Annotated in this window: 11 protein-coding genes; 2 read left to right on the top strand and 9 right to left on the bottom strand. The window is 63.2% G+C overall.

Going from position 1 to position 13,868, the window contains the following annotated elements; translation table 11 throughout:
* Nucleotides 1-119: 119 nt before the first annotated feature.
* The 8 genes from PV766_RS21320 to PV766_RS21355 form a co-directional block, all read right to left on the bottom strand.
* A complete protein-coding gene (locus tag PV766_RS21320; RefSeq protein WP_421097819.1) occupies nucleotides 120-248 on the bottom strand; it encodes a hypothetical protein in 129 nt (42 codons plus the stop codon).
* Between the two features lie 299 nt (nucleotides 249-547).
* Entirely contained in the window at nucleotides 548-2,806 is a 2,259-nt protein-coding gene (locus PV766_RS21325) for an NADP-dependent isocitrate dehydrogenase (RefSeq protein WP_421097820.1), read from the bottom strand.
* Nucleotides 2,807-3,639: 833 nt separating this feature from the next.
* On the bottom strand, nucleotides 3,640-4,860 hold the full coding sequence (locus PV766_RS21330) for a pyridoxal phosphate-dependent aminotransferase (protein WP_421097821.1): 1,221 nt from the start codon (nucleotides 4,858-4,860) through the stop codon (nucleotides 3,640-3,642).
* A 477-nt stretch (nucleotides 4,861-5,337) separates the two neighbouring features.
* On the bottom strand, nucleotides 5,338-5,475 hold the full coding sequence (locus PV766_RS21335; protein WP_421097822.1) for a hypothetical protein: 138 nt from the start codon (nucleotides 5,473-5,475) through the stop codon (nucleotides 5,338-5,340).
* Between the two features lie 646 nt (nucleotides 5,476-6,121).
* Nucleotides 6,122-6,277, bottom strand: a complete 156-nt coding sequence (locus PV766_RS21340) for a hypothetical protein (RefSeq protein ID WP_421097823.1) — start codon at nucleotides 6,275-6,277, stop codon at nucleotides 6,122-6,124.
* Between the two features lie 413 nt (nucleotides 6,278-6,690).
* Nucleotides 6,691-6,993, bottom strand: coding sequence for a hypothetical protein (locus PV766_RS21345; RefSeq protein ID WP_421097824.1), 303 nt, complete (start codon nucleotides 6,991-6,993; stop codon nucleotides 6,691-6,693).
* A gap of 448 nt (nucleotides 6,994-7,441) precedes the next feature.
* Nucleotides 7,442-7,834, bottom strand: a complete 393-nt coding sequence (locus PV766_RS21350) for a hypothetical protein (protein ID WP_421097825.1) — start codon at nucleotides 7,832-7,834, stop codon at nucleotides 7,442-7,444.
* Between the two features lie 33 nt (nucleotides 7,835-7,867).
* Nucleotides 7,868-8,956: a hypothetical protein gene (locus PV766_RS21355; protein WP_421097826.1), complete on the bottom strand. Its 1,089-nt coding sequence runs from the start codon at nucleotides 8,954-8,956 to the stop codon at nucleotides 7,868-7,870.
* Nucleotides 8,957-9,925: 969 nt separating this feature from the next.
* Between PV766_RS21355 and PV766_RS21360 the strand changes: the two genes are divergently transcribed.
* Both PV766_RS21360 and PV766_RS21365 read left to right on the top strand, forming a co-directional pair.
* A complete protein-coding gene (locus PV766_RS21360; protein ID WP_421097827.1) occupies nucleotides 9,926-10,876 on the top strand; it encodes an SMI1/KNR4 family protein in 951 nt (316 codons plus the stop codon).
* 301 nt (nucleotides 10,877-11,177) lie between these two features.
* Nucleotides 11,178-11,888, top strand: a complete 711-nt coding sequence (locus PV766_RS21365; protein ID WP_421097828.1) for a hypothetical protein — start codon at nucleotides 11,178-11,180, stop codon at nucleotides 11,886-11,888.
* Between the two features lie 349 nt (nucleotides 11,889-12,237).
* Here the strand turns inward: PV766_RS21365 and PV766_RS21370 are convergent, their stop codons facing one another.
* Nucleotides 12,238-13,770, bottom strand: coding sequence for a hypothetical protein (locus PV766_RS21370; protein WP_421097829.1), 1,533 nt, complete (start codon nucleotides 13,768-13,770; stop codon nucleotides 12,238-12,240).
* Nucleotides 13,771-13,868: the final 98 nt, after the last annotated feature.

The raw sequence follows: 13,868 nt of genomic DNA on the forward strand, positions 1-13,868 counted from the left end.
GTCGAACTCGCTGATGTGGAAACTCCTCGAACCCTCCCAACCGCGTTGAGCCCTCTCGGAACAAGGCGGGACTGGACAACATGGACTCTCCCGAGTCCGCTGCCGGAACGAAGGGCAGGTTACGGGACAACACCGATGCCGACGACCTCGAGATCGTGACCGATGCTCAGCCTTCCGCCGAAGCCCGCCACGCATGCCGCCCAGGTCTCCTCCGGGCGGTTGCCGGGAACCATGTGCGAGAGCACCACCGTCCCGACCCCGCCTGCTGTGCGATCGGGCCGATGTCATCGATGTGTGTGACTGGGTCAGATGCTGGTACAGCCCTTCCAGGGCGGCGGTGCGGTTCGAGGTCGGTCCGGTGTCGCCGGAGAGGACGATCGATCCGTCGTTGATGTCGAACCGTACTACACGAGCAGGTCGACCGACCTTCCGCTTGGGAGGTCGGTCGCCTTTCCCTCTGCCCGTGCATTCTTGGGGCTGCTCGACGACCTGCCGTCACATCGGCCGTGGAGTGACGGACCTTACTCCAAGGATGCAGGTCTACCTGTCACGGTGCGGTTCCGGACTCAGGGTTGACGGCCGCCAGCGCGGTGTTCAAGGCCTGACTCGGCCGCATCACGGCCACGGTCTTATCGCCGTCCGGCTTGTAGTAGCCGCCGATGTCGACCGGCGCGCCCTGCACCTCGATCAGCTCCCGCACGATCGTGTCCTCGTCTCTGGCCAGCGTCTCGGCCAGCGGGGCGAACTGTTCTGCGAGTTCCGGATCACCGGTCTGCGCGGCAAGTTCCTGCGCCCAGTACATCGCGAGGTAGAACTGGCTACCCCTGTTGTCGAGCTCGCCGACCTTGCGTGACGGGCTCTTGTTCGTCTCCAGCAGCTTGCCGGTCGCTGCATCGAGCGTGTTTGCCAGGATCTTGGCGCGCTCGTTGCCGGTCTTGATGCCGAGGTCCTCCAGGCTTACGGCCAACGCCAGAAACTCCCCGAGCGAATCCCAGCGCAGGTGGTTCTCCTCCACCAATTGCTTGACGTGCTTGGGCGCCGACCCGCCGGCGCCCGTCTCGTAAAGGCCGCCGCCCGCCATCAGCGGCACAATCGACAGCATCTTGGCGCTCGTACCGAGTTCGAGGATCGGGAACAGGTCGGTAAGGTAGTCACGCAGGATGTTGCCGGTCGCGGCGATAGTGTCCATCCCGCGGATCAGCCGCTCCAGCGTGTATCGCATCGAACGCACCTGCGACATGATCTGGATGTCCAAGCCGTCGGTGTCATGATCCTGCAGGTACAGCTCGACCTTCTTGATCAACTCGTTCTCGTGAGGGCGGTACGGGTCGAGCCAGAACAGAACCGGCATACCGGAGTTGCGTGCCCGGGTGACAGCGAGCTTGACCCAGTCGCGGACCGGCGCGTCCTTGACAGTGCACATGCGCCAGATGTCACCCGCCTCGACATGCTGCGTGAGCAGCACCTCACCGGTGTCGACATCGACGAAGTTGGCTTCGCCCTCCTCCGGAACTTCGAAAGTCTTGTCGTGCGAGCCGTACTCCTCGGCCTTCTGCGCCATGAGCCCGACGTTGGGGACGGTACCCATGGTCGTCGGGTCGAACGCGCCGTTCGTCTTACAGAAGTTGATGATCTCCTGGTAGATGCGCGCGAAAGTCGACTCCGGCATGACCGCTTTCACGTCCTTGGGTCTTCCGTCGGCGCCGTACATCTTGCCGCCCGAGCGGATCATCGCGGGCATCGAGGCATCCACGATGACATCGCTGGGTGAATGGAAGTTCGAGATGCCACGGGCGGAATCGACCATGGCCAACTCGGGACGGTGCTCATGGCAGTTGTGCAGGTCCTGCTTGATTTCGTCGCGCTGCGTGCTGGGCAGCGTCTCGATCTTGTCGTACAGGTCGCCGAGACCATTGTTGACGTTGACGCCCAGTTCGTCGAACAGCTTCTGATGCTTGGCGAAGGCGTCCTTGTAAAAGGTCTTCACCGCGTGGCCGAAGACGATGGGGTGCGAGACCTTCATCATCGTCGCCTTGACATGGAGGGAGAACATCACGCCCGTCTTTCGCGCATCCTCCATCTGCTCCTCGTAGAAGTCGAGCAACGCCGTCTTGCTCATGAACATGCTGTCCATGATGTCGCCCTTACCCAGGTCCACCTCGGGCTTGAGGACGATCGTCTCACCGCCCTCGGTCACCAGCTCCATCCGGACCTTGCGCGGCCGGTCCAGCGTCATCGACTTCTCGCCGTGGTAGAAGTCGCCGTGCCGCATGTGCGCGACGTGGCTGCGTGAGGCCATCGACCACTCGCCCATGCTGTGCGGGTGCTTACGGGCGTACTCTTTCACCGCCCGAGGTGCGCGCCGATCGGAGTTGCCCTCTCGCAGGACCGGGTTGACCGCACTGCCGAGAATCTTGCCGTAGCGCTCCCGGATTGCACGCTCCTCGTCCGTCTTCGGGGCGTTCGGGAAGTCCGGGACCTGGTAGCCCTTGCCCTGCAGTTCCTTGATGGCGGCCAAGAGCTGCGGCACAGACGCGCTGATGTTGGGCAGTTTGATGATGTTGGTCTCGGCCAGTTGCGTCAGTCGCCCCAGCTCGGCAAGGTTGTCCGGGACGCGCTGTTCTTCCGTAAGGCTGTCGGGGAACTCGGCCAGGATTCGCGCTGGCACCGAGATGTCGCTGGACTCGATCTCGATGCCCGCGGCACCGGCGAAGGTACGCACGATCGGCAGGAAGGCGTAGGTCGCGAGCAACGGTGCCTCGTCGGTCAACGTGTAGATGATGGTCGACTGCTTATCGGCGCTCATTTTTGTCTCGTCTCCCACGTCTGTTCGGTCCGCATCACGAAGTGCTCCGTGCGGTAGTGCATCGGCTTTCAGGCTACGTGCGAGAACACAAGAACCATATTTACCCGCCGGTAGCGCGACTCCGCCCCCAGGCTCCGACGGCCTGCTGGACGCTCTACCGTGAACGTCATGGCCGCTCGCGACCAAGAACGCGCCGTCCAGCGGGATCGGCTCGAGTGCCGACGATGCGTCGGCCCCGGTGCTGCATCGGGGAGCAGGCCGCGACCCGGACACCGGAGTGTGGATCTCCGATGCCGGGGTCGCCGAACCACCTACACCCCCGTGCTTCCGGCGATGCTCCGGCCACTGAGACCACCCGCGCGGCATCCTGGTCCACTGCCGGCGGTGCCGTGGCTGCACGCGTAGCGGGCGCCCCGAGGAGCCTCCCGTCCCTGCCCGGCCTTTCCTCCACGCACGAGAGTCTGCGCGTGCTCCACCTCGGTATGCCGAGTCGAGTCGGTGACGTCGATCATCGGTGTCACCCCGGGCTCTTGTGCTGAGGCACTCCCTGAACCGAAGCGGTTGTTCCACGGACGAGCACATTCTTCGATCACGTCGTCGGCCACCTCCGTCTTTCCGGTGAGAATGACACCGAACTGTTCGACAACATGATGGCGACCATGGAGGGCTCTTCCATCGAAGCCGGCCCATACATGTCAGAGGCCGGCTGACGGGGTAGCGTCAACCGACCGGAAGTTCTGCGGCCAGCGCAGGCGGGCCGAGCGTCGATCGCAACATCCCCTGCCGGAGGAACGACGACCATAGACCCGTGGCCCTTCCTCCCAGCCGGAAGGCTATTGCCGATAGTGGCTCAAGAAGTTACCGAGGCGATCGAGCGCCGTACCGAGTTCATCGACCCTCGGCAGAGTCACCAGCCGAAAGTGGTCGGGCTTGGACCAGTTGAATGCCCGGCCGTGACTGATGAGGATCTTTTCCGAGCTGAGGAGGTCCAGGGCGAACTTCTCGTCGTCGACGATGCCGAATCGATCGGTATCAAGGCGCGGAAACAGGTATAGCGCGCCTTTTGCTTGCTCACAACTGACACCGTCGATCTCGTTGAGCATCCGGTGAGCGAGGTTGCGCTGTTCGGTCAACCGCCCCTTCGGCAGAAGCAGGTCGTTGATGGATTGATAGCCGCCGAGCGCCGTCTGAATGGCATGCTGCGCCGGGACATTGGCACACATCCGCATATTGGCGAGGAGCTTGATACCCTCGATGAAACTGAAGGCGCGGTGACGTGGACCGGTAATGGCCAACCAGCCCGCGCGGAACCCGCACACCCGGTAGGCCTTGGACAGCCCCGAGTAGGTCAAACACAGGACGTCGCTGCCGGTCAATGAAGCCAGATTGGTTACGTCCTGGTTGTCGTAGACGATTTTCTCGTAGATTTCGTCCGCGAACAGTACGAGGTCATGTCTGCGTGCGATGTCGGCGAATCGTTGGAGCACTGCCGGCGAATAGACGGCACCTGTGGGATTGTTCGGATTGATCACGACGATGCCCCGGGTGCGGTCGGTGATGCGCGCCTCGAGGTCTTCGAAATCCGGAGCCCAGGCGCTGGCCTCATCCGTCAAGTAGTGCACCGGTGTTCCGCCCGCAAGCGCCACGGAGGCAGTCCACAGCGGATAGTCCGGTGCTGGAATGAGGATCTCGTCCCCAGGATCGCACATCGCTTGGAGGGTCATCGTAATCAGCTCGGAAACGCCGTTTCCGAGGTAGACATCGTCTACGTCGAGTGCAGTAATGCCCCTGCTTTGGTAATACTGCACCACCGCAGTCCGGGCGGAGAACAACCCGCGTGAGTCGCAGTATCCCTGAGAGGTGGGGAGATTCCGGATCATCGCCATCATGATCTCGTCGGGAGCTTCGAACCCGAACGGCGCCGGGTTACCCACGTTCAGCCTGAGGATAGTGTGACCCTCGGCTTCGAGTTCTTCCGTCTTGTCCAGGATGCGTCCGCGGATGTCGTATCGCACCTGTTCGAGTTTGCGAGCCTGGTTGATGGGGCTACTCATTGAAGGGCGCTCTCCCAGGTTGTCTTGGCATTGGCGTCAACTCACCCTTCCGGTCGGGCATTTCTTGTAGGCCGCGGTTCGATCGCCGAGCCCCTCGAGACCCAGCGCTGACGCGAACCGGTATCCGCTTCGAAAGCTCTCGCAGTGAACCGTCCCGAGGCCAGTTGCATGACAGCGAATCCAACTTATCAGACCGGTCGTTCTGTTTTCATCCTGTTTTCGACCCGTCGACATGGGTGACGGCGGTGCTGGCACCGGTAGCGGTGTCGACGGTACTTCTGCCTTGTTCCGGTCCTTGTTGCTATGGCGGGAGCATCGGCAACACCCTGGTCCCCACCGGGATAGGACTGCGACCAGGAAATCGAGTACCGACCCGAACTCGAGTGGTGAGCGCCAGGCAGGTAGGGGACCACGCCGTCGACGTGGATGCAGCGATATCGCCGCGCGGGATCCGGATCAGCGTCGGGTCCGGTGCGTTCATCCGACCGCCGCGAACCGCTGGGCCGCGGCGAGGACCTTCGGGCCGACGTCGGGGAGGTCTCCTTCGCGCAGCAGCAGCGCCGGCGGACGGTCGTCGAGGATCGGGTTCAGGCCGTGGAACCAGGTCTGGGCCACGGCGGCGGGGCGGGGCCCGGGAAACTCTTCGGACTACCCTGCACCCCACCGAGATTCCAGGGTAAAAAGGGGACCGCGTCCGCCCCCGGAGGGATGGGGACGGACGCGGATGCGGTCGGTGAGCGGGTTCAGAGCACGATGCCCAGGGCTGCAAGCAGGCCGCCGAGGGTCAGGGCGAGAGATCCGAGAAGCATGTGTATTCCTCCTGTGCAGTGTGGGATCGAATGTGCATCCTGTGTCGGACGCTGGTCCAGGAATACCCGTCGCAGCGCTTTCGACACATGAGCTTTATCAAAATGTGCTTGTTATCGGACAGTGACCTCGGTGCGGTCGGCGCCGACATCACCCGGGCTGATCGGAGAACATCCGACGCCCAGCGCGATCACGAGCTCCGGCCCGGGTGAAAGGAGGGGGCAGCACGAACTGGTCTCCGGTGCCGACGACTTCGGGCCGGTGCGCTGGTTCACCACCCATACCAGCTCGATGCGCTTGTTCGACAGTGGCTGAACCGAGGGTCACGGCAGCACACAATGACCACCGAGCAGGCTCGGGCGTGCGAATGCCAAGGGGGTTATCGCCCCAACGCCAAGTGAACGAGCCGACACGACCACCAGGCCATGCGGTAACGGATGCCGAAGGGTGTGGGTCAACACACCGGATCGTCGGTGTCGTTGCTGAGGGAAGCGCTCAGCAACGGGAGCTGCACGGTGCCGGTATACGGCGCCGACGATCCCAGATCCGATTCACGCTCGGAATACAGGTGGATGTTGACGTAGTCCGGATCGTTCGTCCGTCGTGACACCGCATCCCGGGCGTGGCCTTCGAGACGTTCCGAGTGGTGATCGACGCTCAGGCAACTGTTGGGACCGATCGCGTTCGTGCCACCGGTCGACTGTCCTCGACCGCATCTTCGGGCAGCAGTGGCCGGGCGGCATCCAGGGCCACATCCTCGGCCACCGCATCAGCGAACACCACATCAGCGCTCCACAATTCGTGCCCGTCACGATCACCCCGATCGGAGTAATCCTCGAGGCACAGCACGGTGTCGGCGGCGAACCGGAACGCGTACCCCCGACCGAAGGTGAACTCCCCAGGCGGGAGGTGCACTCGGACAGTGGCACCGCCTCGAAGCGTCCCTGGTACCAGGACAGAGTCGAGGCGCTCACCTGGGGCCGAAGGCGGTGCGCAGATAACTGCACAGTCTCGACGCCGACGCTACCGGTGTCCCTGGGCGACGTCGTCGTCGATCGCCTGTTCCCAGCTGCGGTATCCGCTGGCCACCTCCGCGCAGGTCTGCGCGATCATCACCGCGAAATCCTCCCGCTGGGCGAATGTGGCGGCTTCGCCGTCGAGTCCGTAACCGGTACCGTCGGCGCGGGCACCGAGCTCACACACCAGCGCATCGCTCACCCCCGCTGCTTTCAGTCGGGCCTCGACACTGCTGTCCGACGTCTCGACGGGCAGTCCTTCGTCGTCGCCACCCGGTTGCCGCTTCTGCGGTGCGGTTTCCGAGGTCACCGTCGCGCCGGCTGATGTCGGGGTTTCGGGCAGAGACCGGGGTTGGTGTCGTCACGCGTACCACAGGACACGAGCCCCATCGTCAGTACGCCACGCGCAATCCGGGAAGCCGAACGCATTAATATCACGGCGCCCTCTGAGGTAATGCGCTTTCGAATCATTCACCAGGAACCCCCTGACAAACGCGACAATGACGTGTGTGATCGTATCGATAACACATGACGCCTTATTCATGCATATCCACACGTATTCGTGGTTGTCTCTCGCAGACGAAGGATCGGGCATTCCGCGAGGTGATCGACATGGCCTCGGAGGCCGAGCTGCAATGGTCGACCGTCAGTTGACATAAGGAGATCTGCCACGGTGGAAGCTGAGTCACCGTGGCAGATCTCCTCAGGGGCAGTGGAGTTTTCGGGAAGAACCCTCCGATCTTCCCGGTGGACTCCGGTCAGACCACGGTGTCGATCAGGTCCGCGCTACCGGTCGACAGGGTCTGCAGAACGACGTTGAAGTTCTCGATGAAGGCATTCAGGATCTCGGTCATCGTCTTCTCCTCGTGTCGATTCGAACCCGGCCCGATTCGTTCCGGGTCGCCCGGACTTTCCCGGGCTGATATCTGGCTACCCGTCGAAACAGAGGAATAACCCCCCTCCTGCAGAAAATAAGTGATCCGGTTCACAATCACCAGGGTCGATATCTTCCCCGTCCCGATTCCTTCTTCGTCGGTCCCTGCGACGATGTTCTTCGCGCTGGTAGAGATCCCCTGCAGCGGCTCGGACCCGAGCGGGGGCATGCGGCGATCTGTGTCGCGGCCACCTTGTCGGTCCCCGGTTGTGATCATGCGAGCCGGTGCTCCGTCGCGGCAAGCAGAGTGTCACCGCCGCGGACACCAGTGATCTCGCTGCGCGCATCGACCAGTCGAACAGCGACTCGGCCAGGGGTCCGTGCGTGGATGCCATTTACGAGCAGCTTCTTTACAACGCCGTCTCCTGAGCCGGGTTGATTCACCGGGTCGGCCGAACCTCACCGGATCGACCCCGGGCCGGCGTTGGTCGTTAGGCCGCGCACGGCGATCCTGGAGGACCCGTTCGGCGATGTCGAACGGGTCGGTCGGCGCGATCTCCGCTGCGAGTGTGGCGTCAATGAAGTCGGAGATCCATGGGACCGTGTCGAGGTCGGCGCGGGCGCTCGACAGGCGCACGCAGGCGGCGGCGAACTGCTCGTGGACGTCAGCGGTTTGCTCGATGAGCCAGTCGATCAACGGCCGATCCAGATGTAGCCAGGGCTGCGCCGAGTCGTTCTCCCGGTGCTTGTCGGTCAGCGGGGCACCACCGAAGGACCGCCTGTCCTCAAGCGCGGCGAGTCCGAGGTCGGAGTCGAGGTCCACAGCGACCGGGACGCCGTGCCTGTCGCGGACCCAAATTTTCGAGTAGTCCGGCTGGGGCACCGGATCGGGTTCGTGTTCTGTCTTGTCGCCGATCGGCCATGCGCGGTCGGTCTTGCGCAGGGTTGTTACCACGAGGGTGTCACCGGTGTTCAGGCTGGGCCACAGTTCGATCAAATAGTCCTCGGGGGGTTCGGTGACCTCGGTGGAGGTGGCGATGTCCCGACCGCGGACGCTGGCTCGCAAACCGTAGGTGCCCGCCGGGAACGCAGTGATTCCGTCGGCAGGCTCTCCGTCGAGGGTGAAGACCCCAATGGCCTCGCTGGAGGTGATCGTGGTGTCTTCGACGGCCTCCCACTCGCCCCCGGGCGCTGCAGGTGGCTGGTCGAGCAAACGTAGGGTCACTCGGGCCGGGCCGTAGGTGATGCCGGTGAAGGTGGTGGCAAAGCCGGGACCTACTTCGAGCAGGCTTCCCCGAGTGCGGGTGTCGAGGGTGTCGACTTCAGCCGACCCGATGGTGAACTGGGAATGATTGACCTGGACGGTGCCTGTCGAGGTCAGCGAACGCGAAGTGGCCATACACGTATATACCCTTGCTCGTGCACCATCTGCGACCGAACATCGCCTCGTGCTGCCAGGTAGGTCGGATACATCGAATTCGTGAGGATCTGTCCCGCCATGATGGACCTCGAACGAAATAATAGAAGGAACAGATCGAAATATTTTCGTAAGGACAGATTCGCCACTGTGAACGAACTGCGTTCATTAGCGCCGAAGATCTTCGCCGTCGGCATCATTGACACGTCTCTCCGCCGAGCCAGGCCCCGTCAATCTATAGCGGCGTGTTTGACTAGTCTTCGCTGCATCTCAACAGTTGTTGTCGAGATGCGGCGAAGATTAGCGAGATGAGCGGGCAGACTAACTGGGCCGACCGCAGCTTCATAAGGCTTCTGAGCTGCGGTTTCCCGGAATGACACCTTGACCGGCTCTCTCGTCTCACCGGGCCTCTGTCAATCTGTAGCGGCGTGTCCTGTCAATCTTCACTGCATCTCCACATTGTTGTCGGGATACAGCTGTCGAGATGCACCGAAGATGAGCGAGATGGGCGGGCAGATTAACTGGGCCGACCGCAGCTTCATAAGGCTTCTGAGCTGCGGTTTCCCGGAATGAAACCTTGACCGGCTCTCTCGTCTCACCGAGTCTCTGTCAGTCTGTAGCGGCGTGTCCTGTCAATCTTCACTGCATCTCGACAGCGGGTGTCGAGATGCAGTGAAGATTGACAGGCTCGACCGCCTAGATTAACAACGATCGGTCAGGGCGAAACCGGCGTCACCTGCGGCTTACCTGTAACGGCGACCGTTAGCGGCGCCGACATTCTGTCAAAGTAGCCTGTCAATCTAGCCCTCCCGTCCTACATTCGACAGAACCGCAGCTGGTCTGGTGAGACGAGAAAACCGGCGCTGGTGTCGGCTGATTCTTTGAGGCCTGTACCGCGGTCATGTGCTGGTCACCGCATGCCTCCAGCCGGACCGAAGGAGACTCGATCACATGACGACGCACTGGCGGATCACCATCAGCTCAGTCCAAGAAGGTGATTGTCGCCGAGGACTCGTGACTCTGAAAGGCAGCACATCGAGCAGCGCCCTGCCGGATGTCATCGGTGATGCCGCAGACCGTGCACATGCCTGGGCCGACAAGTTCGGCAGGACCATCGCCGGTGGCGCGACTCTTCAACTCGACGGCGAGGACGAAGATGACGATTACTACAAGATCGAAGGTCTCGACGGTTCACTGTCGGTCGACGAGATCGTAGAGCGCGCAGTCCGAGAGAGGGTGCATCGCCGATCCCAGGAGGAGCAATCGCCTCCCCGATCAGAGCGATCGGTCCGGACACCGGTTGGGGTGGCTTCTCGCTACGGGGCCGAGTCCGCGGGTTTCGCGGCAGTGTGGCAGGCATTGCGAGACTTGGTCGCCGATGTCTCGATCGTCAGTGGTGCACCCCTGGATGACGTTACGAAAGTGGAGAGCGCGACGGGGGTCCGATGGACTGCCGACCTGCGGACACTGTTCACGCAGCACAGCGGTGGCTTCGAGCTGGTTCCTGCTTTCGAGTTGGTGGGTCTGGGTCGTGTGCTCGAGGTGCGGCAGATGTTCTTCGACGCTGAGGAATTCGTAGTCGAACAGAATGCCGATCTTCCTCCGGTTGCCGCAGATGCCGAGCGTCCGGCGGGATCACCAGCGGATCGCTTCGTTCCGCAGTTCATTCCGATCGCCGAAGACAACACCGGTGCTGTGTTGGTTGTGGACACGCGCCGCGGCGAGCTGAGCGGCTGCGTCATCGAGTTCAGCACCAGCGTGGGGGGCTCCGAGGCGTTGTGGCCGTCGCTCGGAGCGCTGGTAAGTGATGTGATCACCACACTGACTACAAACGGAGCCTTGTTGCAAGGGAAGTATCGGCCAGAGGTCGGGGCCGGTCTTACGTGGTCACGAATGACGTGAACGCGTAGTGGTGTTCGGCCAGTACGTTTCCAGGGTTGAACTCCACCATGATCACTACCTCGATGCACCTGCGAACATTACGAGCATCGTTGCCTCGCCCATAACTCGTCAATCTGCAGCGGTGTGGCATGTCAGTCTTCGCTGGATCTCGACAGGATTTTGCGAAGCTGTGGATAGATATGAGTCGGCTCTATTCGACACGAGCGCCGGTGATTGCGCCCGGGCACAGCGAGACTGTTTACTCGAGTGCGGTGGCCTCGCGTCCGACGGCTTCGCCCGTCGGTTCCCCCAGTACGCGGGTATGCATGTGCAACTTGTGAATGTCGAAGGTCGGGTGCTCGAGGGATTCCTCTACAGAGGATTGGCGCTCGCGGAAGCGGACAGTATGCGGCGGATGCCGCCGGTGCACCGCGACTTGTTCGACGACTTTCTGTACAACGCGACCATTGTCGCCGTCGGCGAGGGAGACTGGGCCCGGTTTCCCATCGCGTGTATGGGATATCTGTCCGCGATCGGCGGCGATCTGCATCGCCCACCGCCGTTGATTCCACCCGATGTCGTCGCTACCGTCGCCGACATCTTGTCCCGGTTCCGGCAGGGCAAGCCCAAGGACCCGCTGGTGGCAGGATTGGGGCGCATCACCGAGCCTCAGTACCAGCTCGCGCAGCGACTGTTCTACGAGCTCGGCGGGGACCTCGGAGACGGCCTCTACGCCGCCGGGCTGAGGGTGTACAGCAAGATGATGTCGGCGCGCATCAGCGACGGCTTCGTCCATCCTGCTGTCGGCGGGCACATGTGGAGTGATGTTCCCGCTGGTCCGCCACATCTGCCTGACAGTGGCCGCGATGTCACGATCTTGGACACCATCGCCGCGCTCAGCAAAGCATGGCGCACTTCGCCGGCTGATCGTCCGGCGATCGAACGTTCGATTGTCGACCACGCCCACACCCTCGGCTGGAGAAACGACAACCCGCGAATCGGTACGGTATCCACTGAAACCGACACTGGCTGACAGATCGCTCGATGCGTCGCCCAAATCGACGGCCGTCGGTAACTCGCCGCTTACCGGTCAGTCTACAGCGGCATGTTCTGTCAATCTTCGCTGCATCTCCACAGCGGGTGTCGAAATGCAGCGAAGATTGACGAGATAGGCCGGGCGGATTAACTACGCCCCGAGGCTTATACGCGGCCGACACGCACTTTCCCGGGTGTTGTAAATAGGCCAACGGCTTGGCGTAGGAGCGGAAGCCTGCCGAACGGCTGGTCTGCCATGCGCGGCACGGTGTGAAGGATTCTACGGACGCGGCCGTACCGGTATCGGGCTGCGTGCGTACACAAACCTGCGGTTCGTGGTTGTTCAGCTACTGGAGGCGGGAGCGGTCGAGGAGTTCGGCGACATCGAGCAGCTCCGGCGGGCTCATGTGTTGGTGCGGCAAGGCGTGCACGCCCGCAGCGGTGACCCACACGGTGCCGGCTCCGTCGATGGTGACGTCCGGGTGGGGACTGCGGATCGGGGTGCTCGAGATCGGCTCCCAGGTGACCGGATCGAGGCGGGTGAACAGCCAGTATTGGTGGTGATCGGCGGGATACACGGCCGGTCCCGGCAGTGGCCACCACCGCCCACGGCCGGAACCGTCCGGGGGATGGCCGACGATCCAGAGCAGGTCATCGATCTGTCCGCCGCCGAGGACATGATCAGGCAGCGAGTTCGGCTGGGCGAGGGTGAGATCGTCGAGTATCCGGTATGCGGAGGTGCCGTCGACGATCGTCGGTGGAAGGCCCGTCAGAAATGGCCGATAGGACATCCCCGCGGTCTCCAGCGGCGGACCGACGGTCACGGCGGCGTGCAGATCGACCCGGACCAGGCGCGCCGCTCCGAGCGCGCCGGTGCTCGGGTCACGCCGGCGAAACAGCAGGACAAACCCACCTTCGCAGGTCGTCATCGATTCGAGGTCGCCCCACTGCTCGGCAGGGTGCCTCACCAGGTCCTGTCCCGGGCGAGCGAGGATCAGCTCGGCGGTGCCGCGGTCCGGGACCGCCACGGCGAGCAGGGTCTGGGCCTGGGCTGCGCCGTCTCGAATCGGTGTGTCGGTGATCGCCTCGACGGTGCCGCCACGGGTGCAGTGGAAGATTCCGTCCCAGCCGCCCACCCAGCAGCCGTCGGCGTGGGCCCATACCGAGCGGGTGCGATCGGCCGGCGGAGCATCGAAGATCTGCCCGGGCACGATGTACTCGCGCACGCGCCGGTCGGCGTCGAGATGCACGACTAGGGGCAGTTCACGGTCGGCGACCCACAGGTCCGACTCGTGCGCGGATATCGCGGCGGGGATCACGCTCGGCCGCAGCGGCGGTGGCGGCACATCGGTCAGGTCGAGATCCACCAGCACGCCCACCTCGTGAGTGCGTTCGATCTGCGGGTCGGCGCCGGTGGGCCGGGGAACCTGGGCGAACGATCGTGGGGACGTGGTGACCTGCCGATAGCGACGGGTGCCGGACACCGGCCGAAACGGCGAGTGCGGCTGATCGACCTCGCGCCGGTACCGATCGGATGCGACACGAATACGCCTGACCCGCCCGCGGATCCGCCCGGTAGTGGCATAGGACAGATCACCGATCAACCGGCCGGTGACCTCGACCTGACCGAGCACCGGACGACGGGTGTACCAGGTCGCCGTCCAACCCACACCGCGCAGCAACACCGTCCAGTCCCACCACTGCCGCCCGTCCCCGGGCCGCTGCAACGCGGGCTTTCCCGAATGCAGGGGCTCGGCCACAGCGCGAAGCGTGACAATCGACGGATCCGCCGGATCGGCGGGCGTCTCCTCGAACAACAGCGGAAACACCGCGATGGCACCGACTTCCGGGGGCGGTGTCTCCCCGTCTTCGATCGACACAGCAGTCACCAACACCGGCAGCTGAGTCTGCGGACACCACACCTGGTCAGGCACTGTCACCCTGACAGCGTGCCCGACACGCTGCCGCCGCGCACGAT

Source organism: Rhodococcus sp. As11 (assembly GCF_048957735.1).
Taxonomy (GTDB): Bacteria; Actinomycetota; Actinomycetes; order Mycobacteriales; family Mycobacteriaceae; genus Rhodococcus; species Rhodococcus gordoniae.

What these genes read in the sequence shown, in the direction of transcription:
- PV766_RS21330 (WP_421097821.1), bottom strand. Translation starts at nt 4,860, where the DNA reads ATGAGTAGCCCCATCAACCAGGCTCGCAAACTCGAACAGGTGCGATAC.
- PV766_RS21355 (WP_421097826.1), bottom strand. Translation starts at nt 8,956, where the DNA reads ATGGCCACTTCGCGTTCGCTGACCTCGACAGGCACCGTCCAGGTCAAT.
- PV766_RS21350 (WP_421097825.1), bottom strand. Translation starts at nt 7,834, where the DNA reads ATGATCACAACCGGGGACCGACAAGGTGGCCGCGACACAGATCGCCGC.
- PV766_RS21365 (WP_421097828.1), top strand. Translation starts at nt 11,178, where the DNA reads ATGCATGTGCAACTTGTGAATGTCGAAGGTCGGGTGCTCGAGGGATTC.
- PV766_RS21325 (WP_421097820.1), bottom strand. Translation starts at nt 2,806, where the DNA reads ATGAGCGCCGATAAGCAGTCGACCATCATCTACACGTTGACCGACGAG.
- PV766_RS21360 (WP_421097827.1), top strand. Translation starts at nt 9,926, where the DNA reads ATGACGACGCACTGGCGGATCACCATCAGCTCAGTCCAAGAAGGTGAT.